This is a genomic window from Proteus mirabilis HI4320, assembly GCF_000069965.1.
GTDB lineage: Bacteria > Pseudomonadota > Gammaproteobacteria > Enterobacterales > Enterobacteriaceae > Proteus > Proteus mirabilis.
Window position 1 is genome coordinate 3,183,460 of the sequence record NC_010554.1, and the last position, 20,305, is coordinate 3,203,764.

18 protein-coding genes are annotated in these 20,305 nt (G+C 34.9%); 4 read left to right on the forward strand and 14 right to left on the reverse strand.

Going from position 1 to position 20,305, the window contains the following annotated elements:
• Positions 1 to 8: 8 nt before the first annotated feature.
• The 12 genes from PMI_RS14350 to PMI_RS14405 all read right to left on the reverse strand — a co-directional run bounded on the left by PMI_RS14350 (position 9) and on the right by PMI_RS14405 (position 13,393).
• Positions 9 to 1,316, reverse strand: a complete 1,308-nt coding sequence (locus PMI_RS14350) for an ABC transporter permease family protein (protein WP_012368541.1) — start codon at positions 1,314 to 1,316, stop codon at positions 9 to 11.
• The gene (locus PMI_RS14355; protein ID WP_012368542.1) at positions 1,316 to 1,984 is read right to left on the reverse strand and encodes a hypothetical protein; all 669 of its coding nucleotides are present in this window, start codon (positions 1,982 to 1,984) and stop codon (positions 1,316 to 1,318) included. Before PMI_RS14355 ends, PMI_RS14350 begins: the two co-directional genes overlap by 1 nt.
• The gene (locus PMI_RS14360) at positions 1,965 to 2,672 is read right to left on the reverse strand and encodes an ATP-binding cassette domain-containing protein (RefSeq protein ID WP_012368543.1); all 708 of its coding nucleotides are present in this window, start codon (positions 2,670 to 2,672) and stop codon (positions 1,965 to 1,967) included. The genes PMI_RS14355 and PMI_RS14360 overlap by 20 nt, the downstream gene beginning before the upstream one ends.
• Before the next feature lie 11 nt (positions 2,673 to 2,683).
• Positions 2,684 to 3,718, reverse strand: coding sequence for a hypothetical protein (locus PMI_RS14365; protein WP_012368544.1), 1,035 nt, complete (start codon positions 3,716 to 3,718; stop codon positions 2,684 to 2,686).
• Positions 3,715 to 4,932, reverse strand: a complete 1,218-nt coding sequence (locus tag PMI_RS14370) for a beta-ketoacyl synthase N-terminal-like domain-containing protein (RefSeq protein WP_004246776.1) — start codon at positions 4,930 to 4,932, stop codon at positions 3,715 to 3,717. Before PMI_RS14370 ends, PMI_RS14365 begins: the two co-directional genes overlap by 4 nt.
• On the reverse strand, positions 4,929 to 7,490 hold the full coding sequence (locus tag PMI_RS14375; protein WP_012368545.1) for a beta-ketoacyl-[acyl-carrier-protein] synthase family protein: 2,562 nt from the start codon (positions 7,488 to 7,490) through the stop codon (positions 4,929 to 4,931). The genes PMI_RS14370 and PMI_RS14375 overlap by 4 nt, the downstream gene beginning before the upstream one ends.
• Positions 7,491 to 7,553: 63 nt before the next feature.
• Positions 7,554 to 8,702 carry an aminomethyltransferase family protein gene (locus PMI_RS14380; protein ID WP_012368546.1) on the reverse strand — a complete coding sequence of 383 codons (1,149 nt, stop codon included), beginning with the start codon at positions 8,700 to 8,702 and terminating at the stop codon, positions 7,554 to 7,556.
• 30 nt (positions 8,703 to 8,732) lie between these two features.
• Positions 8,733 to 9,053: an acyl carrier protein gene (locus tag PMI_RS14385; RefSeq protein ID WP_004246773.1), complete on the reverse strand. Its 321-nt coding sequence runs from the start codon at positions 9,051 to 9,053 to the stop codon at positions 8,733 to 8,735.
• 12 nt (positions 9,054 to 9,065) lie between these two features.
• Positions 9,066 to 9,644 carry a hotdog family protein gene (locus tag PMI_RS14390; protein ID WP_012368547.1) on the reverse strand — a complete coding sequence of 193 codons (579 nt, stop codon included), beginning with the start codon at positions 9,642 to 9,644 and terminating at the stop codon, positions 9,066 to 9,068.
• 12 nt (positions 9,645 to 9,656) lie between these two features.
• Positions 9,657 to 10,412, reverse strand: coding sequence for an SDR family oxidoreductase (locus PMI_RS14395; RefSeq protein WP_004250039.1), 756 nt, complete (start codon positions 10,410 to 10,412; stop codon positions 9,657 to 9,659).
• 21 nt (positions 10,413 to 10,433) lie between these two features.
• Complete coding sequence (acpS, locus tag PMI_RS14400; protein ID WP_004246770.1) at positions 10,434 to 10,802, reverse strand: holo-ACP synthase; 369 nt, start codon at positions 10,800 to 10,802, stop codon at positions 10,434 to 10,436.
• A gap of 74 nt (positions 10,803 to 10,876) precedes the next feature.
• Positions 10,877 to 13,393, reverse strand: coding sequence for a two-partner secretion domain-containing protein (locus PMI_RS14405; RefSeq protein WP_012368548.1), 2,517 nt, complete (start codon positions 13,391 to 13,393; stop codon positions 10,877 to 10,879).
• Between the two features lie 451 nt (positions 13,394 to 13,844).
• On the opposite strand from PMI_RS14405, the gene PMI_RS14410 reads away from it, so the two are divergent.
• Positions 13,845 to 15,203, forward strand: a complete 1,359-nt coding sequence (locus tag PMI_RS14410; protein WP_004249062.1) for an NCS2 family permease — start codon at positions 13,845 to 13,847, stop codon at positions 15,201 to 15,203.
• A gap of 76 nt (positions 15,204 to 15,279) precedes the next feature.
• Here the strand turns inward: PMI_RS14410 and PMI_RS14415 are convergent, their stop codons facing one another.
• Both PMI_RS14415 and PMI_RS14420 read right to left on the reverse strand, forming a co-directional pair.
• Positions 15,280 to 15,828: a GNAT family N-acetyltransferase gene (locus PMI_RS14415; RefSeq protein ID WP_004246767.1), complete on the reverse strand. Its 549-nt coding sequence runs from the start codon at positions 15,826 to 15,828 to the stop codon at positions 15,280 to 15,282.
• 1 nt (position 15,829) lies between these two features.
• Positions 15,830 to 17,305, reverse strand: a complete 1,476-nt coding sequence (locus tag PMI_RS14420; protein WP_012368550.1) for a glycosyltransferase family 39 protein — start codon at positions 17,303 to 17,305, stop codon at positions 15,830 to 15,832.
• A 189-nt stretch (positions 17,306 to 17,494) separates the two neighbouring features.
• Between PMI_RS14420 and yihI the strand changes: the two genes are divergently transcribed.
• From yihI to feoA, 3 genes are all read left to right on the forward strand, one after another.
• Positions 17,495 to 17,995, forward strand: coding sequence for a Der GTPase-activating protein YihI (gene yihI / locus PMI_RS14425; RefSeq protein ID WP_004249060.1), 501 nt, complete (start codon positions 17,495 to 17,497; stop codon positions 17,993 to 17,995).
• Positions 17,996 to 18,208: 213 nt separating this feature from the next.
• Positions 18,209 to 19,657 carry a DUF4026 domain-containing protein gene (locus tag PMI_RS14430; RefSeq protein ID WP_004249059.1) on the forward strand — a complete coding sequence of 483 codons (1,449 nt, stop codon included), beginning with the start codon at positions 18,209 to 18,211 and terminating at the stop codon, positions 19,655 to 19,657.
• A gap of 392 nt (positions 19,658 to 20,049) precedes the next feature.
• Complete coding sequence (gene feoA / locus PMI_RS14435) at positions 20,050 to 20,286, forward strand: ferrous iron transporter A (protein ID WP_004246763.1); 237 nt, start codon at positions 20,050 to 20,052, stop codon at positions 20,284 to 20,286.
• The last annotated feature ends 19 nt before the right edge of the window (positions 20,287 to 20,305 follow it).

Here is a 20,305-nt window from a genome sequence, read left to right on the forward strand (position 1 = left end):
CCATACTCCTAAATAGTAATATTATTTTTTTGATATTTTTGTAAATAGTGGCTAACTTTAAAAATAGAGATACACGAAGCGATTGTTGCGGAAAAAAATAATAATAGAGGGATTTTAAACATAGCATCATATTGCCATAGCCAAGGGAGCATTAATGAATAGCTATTATTATCAGATAAAGAAATATTGATTTGTTTCAAATTAATCAACCAAGATAATAACTGATGAATTAATAATATCGTTATAGAAATTGTTATAGTCATAAAAATAGCCAATAAAATAAATAATCGAGAAAAACTACCTCGCCAAATACCTAATCGATTAAATTCGAACAGATCACCAATAGCTTTTTTGATAGTGATGATAATGATTTTATTCACTAAAAAATAATAATAAATAGCAATAATGCTATACAATAATAGCATTGACCACTTAAAGAATGTCACAATAGAAATAATATAACTTTGTCTCTCAATAACAGGGATCACTTGCAAATTTAAAGATTTTTCTTTATTAATCCTTGTTATTTTAGCTATTACGCTATTCATATCATGCACATTTTTTAATAGAATATTTATTTTTGAGACACTTTTACTTTTTTTTATATATTGTAGTGTTTCTAATGGAATTTTGATCATGGCATAAGGATAACTATTTATTTGTGTGTTAAAAATACCACGTACATAAGTTGGTAATACCATTTTTTCATTATTATGAATAAATACAACATTAACTAAATCCCCATAGTTTATATTTATAGCATCAGCAATAAACTTATCTATCGTGATCTCAGTTCTTCTGACATGAGACAATTCACTCCCTGAAACAGTTAGATCGTATGCTCCTATAGTTAATAATGACTTAGGCTCGATAGCTAGGCCAGAAAACAATACTGCTTTTTTATTGATAACATTTTCTATCATGCCTGAAAAAATAATTTGTGGTGAAATGACCTGAATTTTTTCTAATAACTGCTTATCATAAGTTAATAAATGGATGATTTCTTCAGCATTGGTTATTTCCAAATAATCTTTCTTATCAGTAATATCCTGTTTATTATCTTTTTTATAAATTTCGATATGCCCTAAATTGGAATATGCTACTTGCTCTTTGAGCAGTAGCGTGAGGTGATGATAAAAACCCTCCAAAATCGAGATGGCGACACAGAGTAAAACGATAAAACATAAATTTCGATAAAAATGGCTAAGGGTTATATAAAGTAACCCTAATGTGTATTTGATATAAAACCAAGATAATGAACTAGAAAGTAATACTATCAAAATAAATATTGAGATGAATATAATAATATTTTCCATTAATCACTCTCTAATGTTATTGGTTGAATAACCGCGGTCTTTTCAATAGATAACCAAGGAGGAACGCTAGTGAAACTATATCGAGCAATTTTTTTACTCGCCTCATTTTCTTGAAGTAATTGAGCCATGATCTTTTTTGCTTGTGTCACTTGCTCACAACTAAATAATGCACGCGCATACATATAGTTAATCATGGGTATAAGTTCACTATTGATATTAATATTCTCAAGTAATTGCTGACTGTCTTTTTTAGCCACCACACAGCGCCCTAAATAACGAGGTGTAAAAGCATCCATTCTTAATCTTAGATAGATCAACCGCCAATTAGTTGGATTTTGTTCAACAACTTCATCAAGATAAAAAAAGGCCTTTTTTATTGTCTGTGCAGCCTGAGAATAAGCTTTATTTTTATGATAATAAGCGGATAAAAATACACTGACATAACCATAAATGACTTTATCAAATGGATAATCACCTTGTTTTATACTGTATTCTAACTCTGAAATTAATGAGGTCAATTTATCACTGGCAGTAAATGTATTCAGTGATATAAATAATAAAAAACGTTTATCACTATTTTTAATGTCTATTTTACTCTCTACTTGCGAGAGCAATAGAGAAATTATTATTAAAATAATACCGATACAATTAAGTTTTCTCCCCATCATATAACTCTCCATGTTTAAGCGTTATAATTTTATCTACAGTCATGTTTAGATGATTACAATTAGTGATTAATAATATTGGTATAGATAAATCTTTATGTACTTGTGATAATAATTGGATAAAATAATCAAAGTTATTCTGACTGAAACAATCATTATTATAATTAGCAATGATACACTTAGGTTTTTTCACTAAAGCTCTGCTAAAGGCCACCTTTAGCAATTGATCTGTTGATAACGATTTTGGGGTTTTATTATAGAGTTTTTCTATGCCCATAGATTTAAGTGTATTTATAATATTATTCTTTAGCTTTTTTTTATCTTTATGATCGACTACTGAATAATAAATATTGTCAAATACATTACAATGATTAAAAAAGTAATTTTCTTTGAAAACAAAACCGATCATTCTATTCCTTAATAAAGCTCGCTGCTTTTCATCTAGAATATTTATATAATTACCTAAAAAATAAGTATAACCAGCATATTGAATATCAACTCCTGAAATAATATCAATCAATGCATTCTTTTCATTCTCTTGTTGATATTTTATTAATGTAAAATGCTCATTATTAATATCGAATGTGAGATTTTTAAAAATTATTTCAGCGTTACTTTTATCATGATTAAATTTATTAATATTTGTTAGTGAAAATAGTGCTAATTGGCGTGCTTTTGTTATTCCATACATAAAATACCTTATTATTGTTTCCAACAATCAACCAGCCAAACACCATTTTCTCCATCAAACGCACTCAAAAGGTAATGAGAGGCACTATCTGCTGCTTTTTGTAAATGATCGAACATAAGAGCCGGTGTGATAAACCCACTATCACCATAAAGACGATTTAAAAAATAGCAATTAAGATTAACAGGTAACGCTGTGAATGCGGTTTCAAGTATAGAAATATATTTATAAGTCAGTAACGCAGTTATATAAATTGAACCCGTCTGTTTATTAATACAACGGTGCCAATTTTTAACTAATTGCTTTATTGCCTTTTTTCTATTTTGACTCATAGAAAAATAATGATTGATAAAAATCGAAATATCTGAACACTGTTTTTTATTGATAATGATGCAGGCGACTCTTTCAATACTATTTATATTTTCCAATGTATTAGGCTTGAAAAAAAGGGTTATCGGTTGTCTTTCTATTTCACTAAAAGATAAAATTGGTACAGCCCGAAAACCACCACAAATAAATATATTATCAAGTAAATCACTATTAATGAGCTTTTGTGCTAATAATAGTGCCGACATCATACCATTACGTTCGCCTCTTATTTTGCAAGAGAAATTTTTTATACTGTATTTTTTTATGATATTTCTAGGAATAATATTAAGAGTAAACACATCCCTTAAACTATCTATCTGTTCGAAAGCCGTTAGCTCTCCCCATGCATCAATATAAATCAGTCCATTTCGCTCTTTTTTTAAGAGGAATTGTGATTTTGTATCTAATTGACCAACAGCATGATCGACCACATGCTCTATTGCAGATAGGTAAGGACGACAATTTGTTTTTCTTATTCCTTCACGTAGATACATATCATGATTGACCCCATAGCGTTGAAAACTCCAACTTTTTCCTGCGCTTTTTTTACCCGCTAAACGTAACATATGAGATTCCCATACGTTATACCATGAAGGAATAAAAGGGATCAGTGGCTCCTGTGGCTCAAAAAAAGCATAAGCGGCTAAATTAATAGCACCAGTGGGTAATAATCGCCTCATCCTTGCTCTCCATTTGCGATTAATAACATGGCAATAATAGAGCCATCCATACCTAAGCCGATTTTTAAAATAGGTTTAGCGCTATAGTTCACACACTCTTGATTAGTGAGGAAATTAACCTCCATTCCATCATCTATTGGATAATGTGTAGTTGAGGGGATCAATCGATTATTTTTTAATGAATCAGCTATAATCATTAAATCAATAATACCAGAGCAATTAGAAATATAACCTATCTGCCCTTTATAGCTAATAATAGGAATGGGTTGTTTAAAGATGTTAGTAATAGCTACCGTCTCAGCTTTATCACTAATAATCGAACCATTACCATGAATAAAAATAGCACCAATATCACTTGGTAAATAATGACTAAGATCGAGAAGCTGAGAAATCACTTTTGATATCGTATAAAAGTTAAATAATGTGCCTCCCATTGTCCGTTCAGCATTACTTTGCATAAAAACGGAATGATAGATATAAGCAGGTGCAAGATATTGTCTCGAGTTTATCTGTTGTTGGCTTTCTAAAATCATCACGGCATAACCATCTGATAAGGTGACCCCATCACTGTATTTACTCAAAGGTTGAGCGTGCGCTTCAACTAACATGCCTTGGCTATCCATAAAGGCTATATCTTGTAAAAGTAAGCTATTCCACGACAATACTATTACAATATCCGCCATATCTTGGCTTATTTCATTATGTCCTATATGCACAGCCATTAACGCAGAATTACTAGCACAATAGATAGGAATAGGTGGGAAATCTAACTGATATTCAGCCCACAATTTATTCGCTAATTCATCCTGTGCAAAAGAGGCTGCATGGAGTGATTTTATCTGCGGAGAATATTGAACATCTTCGGCATCGTTTTTATCATAAAACCCTTGGTAATCCATAAAATCGGCTCTAGGCCCGTGACCTGCAAGATACATTATGGTACGTGAAGCGCGAAGCTTTTCTAGGGTGATATTAGCCCGTTTTAAACTGTTATGAATTAATCGCGTTAATATTTCAAAATGATCATTGGGAATATTTTGATAGGGGATCACCGCCGGATTATGATTAAATTTAAAATATTCTACAAAATAATCATCAGAGAAGTATTTCTCTGTTTTAATTGTTCTTTTTAATAAAAGTTGTTCAGAAAGTTGTTCAAAATTTACTATTGAAGGTAAATTAAGTTCCCATCCACTTATCGCAACATTTTTCATAACGGTTTCCTGATGATAATTGCATAGTGGTTACATCCTTCTGATGAACCAAGAACTAAAGCAGTTTCTATCTGCTTATTAATCGGTTGGGTAACAAAATGAATATCATCAGCTATAAAACTTTTTGTATAAGGAATAGGTATTATCGTGTTGCTTTCCATCATATGAATCACTAAAGAGATCGCCAATATCCCAGCGCATGATTCAACTAAACCAAAAAAGGCATTGTAATTAACTACTGGTACATGATTTGCCGCTTGATAAAATAGTTGCCGAATCGCACGGATTTCAACTTCATCATTCTCTTTATTACCATCACTGGTACCACAGATAATATCAATATCTTGGCAACTGAGTTGCGCCTCAGATAATGCTTGTTGGATAGCCTTACATAAGGCGGCCACTCTATCAGTAATATTTTCGTCTTCTAAAAAAGTATTATCATTAGCTTTACCGTAGCCAATAATTTCAGCATAAATTTTAGCGCCTCGTTGCTTGGCATACTCTTTATCTTCAAGAAATAACATCCCTGCCCCTTCTCCGGGGATATAGCCGGCACTTGCATTAGAATAAACCTGATAATCTGTCGCATTCTTGGTCAGATTAACTTTCTTACTCATCGCTTGAAAATAGAGTGAAATAGAACTGAAGTGCTCATCTGCCCCTCCGACAATTACCTGAGGTTGTAGATCTTGCCTGATAATTTCATAACCATAAGTTAACGCTCCTAATGCAGCATTAACCCCTGTTGCCAATGTCGTGGTATAACCTTTTATTCCCTCTGTGATGGCACAAAATGTCGGTACTGCATTCATTAAAGTACCAGGAAATTCTGATGTTCTTACTTTTTGCGGATCAGGAATTAAACTTTTTAAATAACGATTAACGGTACTTTGTGGCCCTTTTGACATTCCAACAATAAAACCTAAGTTATCACCATCACGTTTAATTTTGCGTCCAGCATTAGCAAGTGCTTCATTTAAAGCGAATAAGGCATAAGTCCCGCTAGGAATAGCTTTTCTTGGATCATAATAACGTAATGTTTTTTTCGGATTAACGTCAGTGATAGCATGATAACAGGCGTTATTTTTTAAGCGATGATCAATGTCGAGATCAAAATAAGGATGTCCTAACGATTGCTCAAAATCATTATCTTTTATGACAACAGACATCAAGTTGTCGATATCTTTCTGCACATCACTCGCAAATACAATAGGTTTTAATGTACCTGTTTTATCTCCTGCCAAAATCGCTGTTATTATCTCCATTATATTATTGCCAATAGACGTAATCGCCCCCACCCCGGTAATAACCACTTTTTTAGCTTTATATTCCGTCGGTGTTTTATCTGTAATATAAGGGCTTGCGATAATAGAGCAGTTATTTCCTCCAAAAGCATAATTATTTTTCATAAAAAATTTTACTTTTTTATCTTGAAAGAAATTCGGTACATAATTTAAATCACAGCTATGCCTTGGCTGAGTGAAATTTAATGTAGGGGGAAGTTTGTCTTCTGCTAAACAAATAAAACACGCGATGATTTCAACAATACCCGCAGCACCAATATTATGACCAACATAAGATTTTGTTGAACTTAATGGGATATGATAAATATTAGGAAACACTTTTTTCATCGACATGGTTTCAATGCGATCATTTGCTTCAGTACCTGTACCATGCACATTTATGTAATCAATATCATTAGGGGTAATACCCGCATTATCCAGTGCTTTATACATAACTTGCACTGCACCATTTCCTCGAGGATCAGGGCTAGTTTCATGGTAAGCATCACAAGATGTCGCATAAGAGACAATTTCACCATATATTGTCGCACCACGTTCAACCGCATGTTGATAATCTTCTAATACTAACGCCCCAGCACCTTCACCAATAGACATACCAGGAGTACCTGAAAATGGGGAAGTTGGTGTTGTTTTCATCACATTAAGGGCATAAAAACCCGCAAAGGTAGGAAGATAAATGGGTTCTGTTCCGACCGCTAGCACAACAGGATTTTTGCCATTTTGGATATAATCATACCCCATACCTATCGCGTTAGGGCTTGCGGTACAGGCCGTCGCCACTAATTCAAGACCACCACGTAAGCCAAGTAGACTTGATACACTCGAACAACATGATGAAAATCCACCGGATAAAATGGCTTTTTTTATCGAAAAATCATCAATATGTTGTTCAAATAATGGCAGAAAGGCTTCCGTTCCTGCCGAAGAGACGCCCACGATCATCGCGGTATTATCTAAAATAGACTGATTATCTATTAAGTTTGCTTGTTGTAATGCCTCATTGCAGACTCGATATGCCCATAATGCCGCATTGTCTAGTGATCGAGCGATATGCTGCGGTATATCTGAATAATCTAATGCCATCTCAATCTCAGATGCATTGGCATTTTTAAACCATTTTAAATAGCGTTGGCTTGGCTTAATATTACATTGTCTATTAAAAAGAACCTGTTTAAATTGAGGCACATCTTTAGCTAAAGATGATAAAACCCCCATTCCGGTTATTACAACCCGACGGCGTCTACTATTCATGTTAATTCCTATATAATATTTATTATGTTTAATAAATATCTTTGCTATAAATTTAATCTTTCATTATTGATGTCTTTCAAGATAACTATCTTCGGTTGGATTAATTATTAAACTTAAATTATTAACAAAGGGAATACTCGTTGTGATAAAATCAATATCACCATAAGCCGTTTTTATTTTATAGTCATCAATATCAACATAAGCAAATTCTCGTTTTAATAATATTCTAGCAATATGTTCTTTTAATATAAAAGAGTATCCCACTTGAATAACTACGCCTATTTGTTCATTTTGGTAATAGATTGCATCGCCTTGTAAAATTGCAGCATTCTGAGGCATATTAATTATTCTTGCGCCAACTATTTTCTGATCTACCCCATTATCAGCACGTTGTTTTATTGCATCTTGACCAATAAATACATCTTTATCGTAACTAATCGCCCATTGCATCTGTAACTCAATAGGACAGCGACTAAAAGGATTAATCACTTGAGGCTCCCAACAAGGGTTTTCTAGTCGTATATTTTTTAAATCATCAACCCCGCCAATCTTTAAATCAAATTTCTCAGATAAAGTGCATAAATGTCGCCAAATAGACATTAACTTCTCTTCATCTCCCATAATGTGATAACAATATTCACCGTGTTTACCAACACGCATAGTAATGACATCTTCATCAACATACATAAACTCATGAAAAGGTAATCCAATAATATCCATACCGACGATTTCAGATAAAATTTCCCAAGCATAGGGGCCTTCTAGACAGATCATACGCCAATCTGGAGTAAGAGAAGCGATAGCATCAATTTGGTAGCATTCACCCCGTTCATCTTGCTTATCTAATACTTTTTTTATCTGCTGGCATATGGCATCACTATTCATCCACTCTGAAATTAAAAAATAGTGTTCATTATCACATAGTACATAGGCATCACTTATTATTTTCCCTGCTTTATCTAGTAACAATGTATAAAGTAGTTGTTCATCACGAATAGATGAAATGTCTGCAGAAATAAGATAATTGAGTAACCGCCAAGCATCTTCACCAGAAATTTTCACCATGCCATAATGAGAAAAGTCTGTCATTAATATGCTATTTCTTACCGAAAAATAAGCCTCATGTTCATTAGTATAACGTTTGGGAAGTGTCACTCCATTATATTCACCGAATAATACATTCGCTTTATTTTCCATTTCAAAGTATTTCATAACATCTCCAATAAATAAAAATGATATAAATTAATTATTATTGCTCTCATTTTTTTCTTGTTTTTCTCGCTGTTTATTTAAAATAAATGTTGTTAGGCTATTTATTGTTCTCATATAAGAAGGATCATCACCTTCTGTTACTTGAATATTAAATTCATCATTAAGAAAGACAATTATCTCAGTGGCATCAACAGAATCTAATTTTAAACCACTACCAAATAATGGAGTATCATCATCTATTTGATTAATACTCTTATTTAAATTGAGTCGTTCAATAAGCCCTTCTTTGACTCGCTTTAACATTTTTTTTCTTTGTTCAATTTTTTCATTTAACTTATCGTCATTTTCCATACTATTAATATCCTAATTTTTATTTTGTTCAGAGTGATTATATTCTCTGAAATTAACTATGGTGCCATTAGCAATGATTTTCTTTCCCACTCTTGCCTCAACAGAATAGTGTTTAAAATTGCTTTTATCAGAAAATAATAGAATGCTTGTTATCTCTATGGTATCCCCTGGGTAAGCAGCATTTTTATACCTTAAATTTTGTGAGGCCAATACACCGGAAACCTTTCTTCGATGCTGAATTAAAATTCGTTCTGATCTCGGCTCATTAAGGGCTTTGGCTATTTCTTTAAATGTAGTTAATTCAATATTGTGTTCTATTTTATAAATTGAACAAAAGTCATCAATAAAAGATAAATACTCACTTGTTTGACCAAAGATTTCCGCCACCATAACCCCTGGCATAACAGGATCGGTTGGAAAATGTCCTAATAAATAGGGATCATTAAAGGTGACATGTTTAATCGTTTTGATAATAGGTTTTTCACTAGGGACAAAATCGACAATCCTATCAACCATAATGGTCGGTTGTCGCCATGCACCTAATTTTAAAAATAGTGTAGGAGGCAATAACGATTGATTATAGAGACTCATAAGGGTTACCTCTCATCGCATCACCATCCCACCATCAACAATTAATGTTTGCCCAACAATATAGCTCGATGCCTCGGAGCTTAAAAATACAATGGTATTGGCAACTTCAGCACTTGCTCCCAATCGTTGTAATGGAATAACCGATTTAATATGACGTACGACTTGGCGTGACACTTTTTTGACCATGTCAGACTCAATCATACCCGGTGCCACCGCATTGACTCGAATTCCTTTACCTGCCAACTCTGCAGCCAACGTATGAGTAAAACCTATAATTCCAGCCTTAGCGGCGCTATAGTTACTTTGCCCAATACTTGGAACAATCCCTGCAATAGAAGCAACATTAATAATGGTCGCTTTTTCTGCCGATCTTAATAAAAGCAATAACTGTTTAGTAAATTGACAAGTTCCTAATAAATTGGTTTTAATAACATATTCAAATTCACTTATATTTATAGCAGAAAATAATTCATCTTTAATCACACCTGCATTGTTGATTAATATATGAATAGCATTAGCATATGCCTTTAGTTTATCTAAAAAATCATGAATTGATTTATCATTATTGATATCACATTGTAATATATGTAAGCGCTGACAATATTCACTCTCTTTTTTTAGCTTATCTAAGTTATTTCTATTTTGGTGATATAATGCATAAACATGACACTGCTGTTCAAGGTATTTCTGGCAAATTGCAATACCTATATCACCATTAGCTCCTGTAACAATCACATTCTTATTCTTTAGATCAGAATATATAAACATAATAAAACACCTATAAAAGCATCAATTAAAAATTGCAACAGCGACAGCATAATGATCACAATGAGAAATACTTAATAATGATTGGGTTATTTTTTTCTGCTTTAATAAATTAGAAAAATGGCCTGTAAAAAAATAACAAGGTGCGCCATATTCATCATGCCTTATTTCAATATCATGAAATAAAATCCCCAAACGAAATCCTGTACCTATTGCTTTTACAGCGGCTTCTTTAGCAGCCCAAAACCCTGCAACACGATGATAATTTTCATGAATTCTACCGATACTGTTTCTTTCATATTCAGTTAATAATCGCTGAGTTAACGGTTCACCACTTCTACATATTGCAATAGCCACCTTTTTTATTTCTATAATATCAGTTCCTATTCCCATATTATTTCATACTCAAGATGGTGTATCCTTTGATCTATGAGCGACAAAATATCGCTCATAGATAGGCTAAAATGTTATTTATTTAACGGCCCGACAACTTTACCTTTATTAGTAAAAGTGCCTTTATTATCGATAGTAATACTTTCTCTACCAACAATAATACCTGATTTTTCATTAGTAATATTCTCACCAGAAATAGTCGTGTCTTTTATTGAATTAAGAATACCGCGATTAATAATATTTCCTGTCACACCTAATTCGAAACTATTTTTACCTGACATAATACTATTGCTGGCATTGGTATATTTACCATTTATATTTACACGTAAATGTTCTACACCAGAAATGACGCCATTGTTTTCAAAATCACGATTAACCGTCACTTCAGTATCACCACTCGACGCAATAACACCTTTTAAGGTATTACTTTCAACCGAACCTGTACTGTTATTTTTCAGTGTATCGGTTTGTAGTGTTAATTTATCCTGGCCAAACAATGTGCCTTGTGAATTGGTAAAGGTGCTTGTCACTACAAAGGCATTTTTATGTGATGCAATAGTACCACTGGTATTATCAACAGAGGTGAATTTAAGCTCCATATCCCCATTTTCTGTTACAATACGTCCTTTATTACTCACTAATTTATTACCGCTTAATTTCATTTCTCCTTTACTAATTAATCCCCCTTTCTGATCAGGTTGCCCCAGATAAAAGCCCATTTCTGTTTTGAAATCTAAACTGCTGTTATTCGTCAGTTCTGGTGTATCAATCTCTAATTTCTGTTCAGTGATCACAAATCCTGATGTGTTATTAAATTTATCTGTTTTAAAATAAATAGCGTCTCCTTTAATAACACCTTTATTATTATTTATATAAGGCGCACTGATGGTAACGCTATCGCCTTCTAAGTAAAAAACACCAAAGTTATTATCTAATGTCTGGGAGAAAGTCACATTAGCACCAGTTTTAGATGCTAAGCCACCATAGAGGTTTTTGATCTTATCACTACTAAATGTCAAGTATCCCCCTGATTTTATATGTCCCCATTTATTGGTAATGTCGCCTTTGTTAGTGAAGTTCATATCGCCATCGGTGGCAATAATCCCTTGGTCATTATTCAGTCCAGCAATATTAACTGTCATACCATCCAGACCACTAAGAATACCTAATGAATCATCGCTAGCAGTATCTGCAGTCATGCCGGTATTTTTCAGCGCCTTACCATTAGTATCAATTTCAACACGAGTAACTGAGCGTAGGCGGCTATGGGTATTATTCATTGCGCCACTATTAATACTAATATCCCCTGATGCATCAATATAAGCATCAATATTATTGAAATCTTTTAGGTTAGTATTAATATCAATGACACTTTTAGAATTGATTTGACCCTCTTTATTATTAAATAAGCCACTATTAATCTTAATACCATTAGTAGCAGAAATACCGACGCCTTCACCGACCGTTGCAGTATTCGTTATTGGTTTACCGTTTGTCTGAATATCTAATTTATCTTTACTTGCAATATAGGAGGCATTGTTTTTAAATTCACCACTATTGATAGTTACATTTCCATCAGCAGAAATATTACCACCAGAGATATTATCAACTTTCGCTTCTTTGGTTTCTATTGAGATAGTTTTAGTACTTTGTATTTCACCAGTACTATTTGTAACACCTTTATCGAAAGCAAAATAGATATCCCCCTCAGATAAGAAGTTACCTTTATTATTATCAAGTGCACCGCTATGAATAAGCTCGATCCCTCCCCCAGCAGTTTCAACATTACCATTATTTTTCAGTGGTGAGTTAGCTTCAGTACCTATAAATTTTAACGATGAGCTTCTCACTCCTGCATTCTTGACTATCTGCAAACTATATTTACTAGCAACGCCTGTTGGCTTTTGTGCAACCACAGTATTATCTTGTGCTTTAACTTCATTAGCGCCAGTTATCACATTCACATTAATACCAGATGCATCAAGAGGCGTTTCAATGGAAACATTGCGGGCAATTAAATCAATCTGTTGCGCACTTTTATCAAAAGTGGCATTACCTTTAACAGTAATATTCCCTTTTTCCACTTTATAACTATCAACGGTATCATTTTGTGTATTCACTTTCCCAGTAGTCAACACAACACGGTCAGCACTAAGAAAGTTACAGCTACTACAAATAATTCCAGCAGGATTAGATAAAATAACCCGTGCTTTTGTTCCGGCCACCTCAACAGGACCATTTAACGTAATGGCTTTTTTAGCGTTAACCTCAAGAGTAATCTCTTTTGCCGCACCGCTAGATAAATTACTATTACCGTCAATATGCCCCGATAATTGAGTATCAGCACCATCAGGACTATTATTTAATATTAACCCTGCTTCAGAAACATCAAAACTGGTTAATGAATTACTGGAATAGCCATTAATCGCTGCGGCAATATTAAGAATATCAACACTACTATTTTTTTGCTGTTGTTGCACAACAATATGAGCAGACGGATCCGCCTGTACTACAGTCGCCATATTTAACGTTGATAATACAGAGAAAACTAATAAATTAATTTTAAAAGAAACAATTTTTTTCCTATTCATTATAATTACCTTATATTAAGCACAAAAGTTAATTAAATAATAAGATCTCTCTTTATTTAAAAGATCTATTAAGCACTAACAGGTGACAAATAAAATATAAAACAAAAAATCGATTGAAATTTACTGGTGAGTTAACTTTAGAGAAATATATTTATTTGGCAATAGGAAAGCATATTCATAATTAATTAGATCCCGAACTAAATAAAATGAAAACAATATAAATAATTACTCTGATAAAAATAATACCAATAGAGATATCATTTTATTTCTAATAACAAGCATTATTACTATAGGTATTAATGCTTAATTAAAACCTATACCTCCTTTATCTCTACAACACTTTTTCGTGATATGTTCGTCTTAAAACGCAATCGATTACTTTTTAGGTGCAGTTTCTAATTTATTTGTGTAGGATAAAGCGAAAAACATTTTTTTTTGGGATCTTTTGTCTATGAGCATGTCATCACCAAATTCTGCTCCGCAGAGTTTGCTCCAACGCCTGTTTAAACTTCAGGAACACGGCACCACGGTTCGCACAGAACTGATCGCCGGTGTCACCACCTTTTTAACCATGGTTTACATTATCTTTGTTAACCCACAAATTCTTGCTGCAGCCCATATGGATATTAAAGCAGTGTTTGTTACTACCTGCTTAATTGCCGCGTTCGGTAGTATTTTAATGGGACTGGTGGCTAATCTACCTATCGCCGTCGCACCCGCGATGGGTCTAAATGCCTTTTTTGCCTTTGTCGTAGTAGGAGCGATGGGGTATTCATGGCAAGTGGCCATGGGCGCTATTTTTTGGGGCGCAGTAGGTCTCTTTTTGCTTACTCTCTTTCGTATACGCTATTGGATAATAGCGCATATTCCGCTTAGTTTACGTGTTGGGATCACCAGCGGTATCGGTCTGTTTATTGCCATGATGGGCCTAAAAAACTCTGGGATCATTATTCCTAACAACGACACCATTGTGACTATCGGTAATTTTGCCTCCCACAATGTGTTATTAGGTGCTCTAGGCTTTTTTATTATCGCCATCCTTGCGGCTCGTAATATTCATGCGGCAATCTTAATATCGATTATTATCACTACGGTTATTGGCCTGTTATTAGGGGATGTTCAATATCAAGGTATCTTTGATATTCCCCCATCTATTGCTCCCGTTGTAGGGCAGGTTGATATTGTTGGCGCATTAGATATTGGCTTGTCTGGGGTTATCTTTGCTTTTATGTTGGTTAACTTATTTGACTCATCCGGTACATTAATTGGTGTCACCGATAAGGCGGGTTTAACAGACGATAAAGGTAAATTCCCACGGATGAAACAAGCGCTCTATGTAGATAGTTTAAGTTCTGTCGCAGGCTCCGCCATGGGGACATCATCTGTTACCGCATTTATTGAAAGTACCTCGGGTGTTTCTGTTGGTGGTCGTACCGGATTAACTGCAGTTGTGGTCGGTATTCTTTTCTTACTCGCCATTTTCTTATCACCACTGGCTGGAATGGTGCCAAGCTACGCTACCGCAGGGGCATTAATTTACGTCGGGGTGCTGATGACCTCCAGCTTAACGCGCGTAAAATGGGATGATTTAACTGAATCCGTACCAGCGTTTATTACCGCCGTGATGATGCCATTTAGCTTTTCTATCACCGAAGGTATCGCCCTTGGCTTTATCGCCTATTGTGTGATGAAAGTGGGTACTCTACGCTGGAAAGAAATTAATCTCTGTGTGGTGATCGTTTCACTGTTATTTATTCTAAAAATATTATTAATTGATACTCATGTTATTGATTTAAATAATTTATTTTAATATTTAATAAATTAATTTATTAATAATAAAAAAAGCACCAATAATATTCATCACTGGTGCTTTTTATTATCTTAAATTACTTGATATAAGTTGGTAGCAACAAACCAAAAATAGCGGAATCAGACACTTCATCACCAACAATCCAGCGTTGCTTTAAATAGCCTTCTTGCTCAAAACCAAGCTTGGTTAATAATGCCCTAGAGGCTTGGTTATCGGGATGTATATCCGCTTCTAAACGGCGTATTGATAGATGTGTTCTTAAATAATCAATAAAAGCAATCATTGCCTCATACATCAACCCTTTTCCTTGAAAGGCGTTATCAAGACAATAACCAATTTCACCACGGCAAGAATGGAGATGATGATTGAAGAATACACACATGCCAATAAGTTTATCTGTTGCTTTATCAATAATGGCTAAACGCAGATATTCCTTACGCTCCATATGCGTAATATCCTGAATAATATCTTCCTTCGCTTGTTGTATATTTTGCCAAGGAAGATGGCTCCAATAACGAGTAACCTCAGGAGAGCTCATAATCTGGAACCACTCTTGAGCATCCTTCATAGCAAAAGAGCGTAATAATAATCGCTCTGTTTCAATACGAATATCAGCATAACGCATTTTACAACTTCTCTGATTGCTGTTTAGGCGAGACAAAAGCGATACATACCGGCTCTGCCAGTGCATCGGGCTCAGAGCGAAACATGACTTCTTGAGTATCTGCTATTTTTAAACTCGGCCAATATTGTAATCCCGCATCGAAATGGGCTTTATCACAGTAATACCCCACCGGGCCAATCAATAAGACACCTTTGTCCTCTAATTGCGCCAACGTAATATGACGGTTATAAATATTAGGGGGCTGAACATCTTTCTCGACAATCCAGGGTTGGGCTGATAGCGGTCTATCTTTGCCATAAAAAGTGATCCACTCATGCATATACTCACCCCCTACATAAGATAAAGGCTGATGATAATGCTGATGCCAAGCATTCTCGACATCTTGTACAAAGGTTTTAACACCAATAAACTTTTGACCCGCATTACGCACATTAGCAGCTTGTACCACCGTATAACCAGATACCACTAACATACCAAAAACCGCTAAACCATATAACACACCACGTAATGAACGCTTAGGTATGACGCTAATTGAGCCGACAAAAAGAGCAGTAGCCACTGACATAAAAGGTTGTAACCACTCAGTGATACGTCCCCCTTCATGGAAACTAAACCAAATAAAAATAATCGCTAATGGGAATAGCAAAATAAAATTCAATAATTGACTATCTTGAGAAGTACGCCAACTAACTCGCCCACCATAAAGACGTACAATTCCCCACATTAGCAGCACTGGATAGAAAACCGTTAAAGCGGCACGTAACGTACGTAAATTAAAACGTGCTTCTATTTGTGAGTCGACCCATTTAAAGGCGGCAAAGTCGTTTTGCCACAACCAAATAAAATTAGGTATGACAAACGCCAACCAGATAGCTATCGCAAAGTAAAAATAAGGGGAGCGATAACTTTGACGAACTTTAGGTACTAATACGCTTAATAAGAATACCGCACCAATCAGGGCTAATGAGGAGTATTTCCCCATAGTAGCCACCCCCATCACTGCAGCGAATCCACACCAATATTTGGGGTTGTCATTGATAGCGCATAAAAAGAAATAGAGCGCCCAAGGCCAGCAACCCACTAAAATATAATTATCGTTATAAGGAATGATATCGAAATTAATAATTCCTGATAAATTTAAACCTAACATGGCAAACCAAGCTAGGTGATAATTTTTGGTTAACTTATAGGCTAAATTCCAAACACCTAATAAGCCGATGGCTATCATCACAAAGTGGATAAAATACCAATAAAAGCTAAAATCAATACCACCATAAATGGCTGGCCACATAATAAAACCAACAAACCAAGGGTTTTTAGGTGAGCCCCAACCGCCATTAGTACCCCAGTTAACCGCTTCTACGGCATCATAAGGTACGGTGGGATCAAATAAATAGCTGACGATAATCCATAAAACCGCATAACCAATTATCCACCAATAAACTGGTTTGCGTAATCGAGCAAATGATAATGTCATAATAAACAGAATGTTAAGTTAATTAGTTTAAATTTATAGTTAATTGCTATCACAATACAGTAAAGTATAGTAAACCGAGCGCTACATTGTACGTGAGTAAATATTAAATTGTCTTAAATTCGTGCTTTTATCGCAAAATAGTTTCTGATAGATTGCGCAACCAATAAGATCACAAATCGAGTTACCATTATGAATATGATTAAAAGAAAACCCGCAGCTAAAACGCGTAAAAAAACACGTGAAGAGCTAAATGCAGAAGGACGTGAACGTAAGCGCCAGAAAAAGCATCGTGGCAATCCTGCTGGTAACCGTCAGCAGGAAGCGATGAAAAAAGAGCAAGCGCAAACCAATGAACAGAAAGATCCACGTATTGGTAGTAAAAAACCAATTCCACTCATCGTGGATAATCAGGCGCCTAAAGTAGATAAGAAAAAATCCGCGCCAACAAAAATGGAGCCTATGCGCTTATCGTTAGAAGAAGAGTTAGCACTCTTAGAGAATGATACTCGTTTAGATGAATTACTCTCTCGTCTGGAAGAAGGGGGTAAACTCAATCCTGAAGAGCAAGCTTATACTGAAAAAACCCTTGATCGCATCGATGCGTTAATGGCGGAATTAGGCATTGAGTTTGAAGAAGATGACGATGAAGAAAAAACAGAAGATATTATGCAGTTATTAAAAGGTAAGTAATTTATCGTTACCCTATCTTAATCTGACAGATACCAAATATATATTGGTATCTGTTCATTTCCTTTCTCTCTATTTTAGAGAGTCATAATTAGAAATTATGATTTTTTATTTAAATTTATTTTTTAAATAAAAGCTCAGACAACTCTATCTATTTCTTATTAATTAACCCTGATATTCTATTTTTCTTCTTTTAATATACGAGTAATAATAAGTATGGATAATAAACAACACTATTTAGATATCGCCGCAGGGCAAGGAAAAAAAGAGCCCTCTCGTATAGTGGCATTCCCTGCACAGCCACTAAACTATGCATTGATAGAACAACGCCTAGAGGAACAGACCGAATACACAGATGGTGAGATAAGCTATCTTAGTGATGATCTTGATGAAGGTTTTTTCTATCATTGCCAACATGGCGATGATGAGCTCCATTTTTTTATCTGCCTGCTACCACGATCAGAAGATTATCAAATACGTCCTATGTATGCGACAGATGAGATGACTCCTGAGCTATTAGCCCATGCCAATGCCACCACTCAAGACATCTTATTAGAAACGATGTTCTCTGACACCCTACATCCTTTAGCGAGTTATCGCCATCAGCTCAATCTACTGAACATAATTGCGCCAGAAATGATCCTCGCACTGGATGAATCTGCCGCAGGTAAAGGATTAACTCCCGAATGGATACGCTTTCAATTGGAGACACCCGATCTCTATCCTGAAGTAGAAAGTTTGTATGTTATTCATGCAGTTTACGATACAGAAAATGATCCACCAACCATGTTCTGGTTTCATACCCATGGCTTGCAACGTTGTGGCTTAACTGAAGTTGATTTAGTGATCCCAAGCATGTTGGAATCTTACTACGGTATTCCTGATCTTTTCCGTTGCTTCGTCAATAACAGTATTAACAACCGCCAAATTGAATTTGGCGAGCCGATGCTTTGTGGACAAACTTCGTCAGGATTAGAATATTTAGTCGCGCTACCCTTTGAAGAAGGTATACGTCACGTTAATCAGTCCACACCTTTAGATAGTCTTAGACCATTAGAAGAGATGCGTTATAACACTCAAGGGGCACCACATGGCGTATTTCTGGGCGATATGGCTGATAGAGACGAATATCATCAGCACCCATCATCGATGTTATTTAGAACTAATGAAGAAAACCCTATTTTAGAAACTTTCTTTAAAGGTTATGAAGAACAACAAGCCATGATGCTACTACGCAGTAACGAAGAAACCTACGAAATGGCAGAAAAGGCCAAAAGGCGTTGGCAATATTTTCTCTCCATGTTTGATAACTACCATCAGCCCCCCGTAGAGAAAAAAACCGGTTTCTTGGCAAAATTATTAGGTAGTAAAGAGAGCAATGAAGAAACTGAGAGCCCATGGCAATTTATGATTAAGTTTGGTATTCCTTATGGTGATAAGGAAGAAAAAGAGCTTGAGCACATGTGGTTTATCCCTCAGTCTCGAGAAGGTGACCGAATTTATGCTAAGTTACTTAACGTACCATTCTATGTACAAGAAATGGAAGAAGGTGGCATTTATCCCATTGATATTGCGTTCATCACTGATTGGGTTATCTCTTATGAAGGTTATAGTTATACCCCTAATACGATTTATCAACTTTTTAGCCACCAGCAGACTCACTAATCCCACTAATTAACTAGCACTATTCTCTGCAACGGGATCTGTCAGTATGACCTTGATGATAGATCCCGTTAATAGCATTCACTGATTGTTACACTAATGATGCGCAATTATCTCTAACTGTTACAGTTTGTTTTTTGATGAATAACAGTACAGCCTTCACGGCATTTATCTGATAGCTTTTCGACCATTATTATAAATTAAATTGATGTACATCAAGAGAACACATAGCCATTGTGGGCTAAATTATACTCAATAAAGATGGTTATAATTCTCATTTGCATTAAATATTTACCTAATCACCCTATTTTTCTTGTGCGTTTTCTTTTTAAATGCGTTAATAATTATCAGTATCATTATTTTTTGTATCAATATAATTAGTGGAAGGACGTTTTATGTCTCTCATTCCAAATCATAGCTACAAGATCCTCAGCTATTCCCCGCAAATTAGCCCTGCCTATCGGCAGAAGCTATTATCATTAGGGATGCTGCCAGGCGCTATTTTCAATGTGATCCGTATCGCACCTTTAGGTGATCCTATCCAAATTGAAACTCATCGGGTCTCTTTAATTTTGCGTAAAAAAGATCTCGCTTTGATAAATCTTAGCGAAATCGCTCATAACGAAAAATAACAGCTTATTTATCAACTAC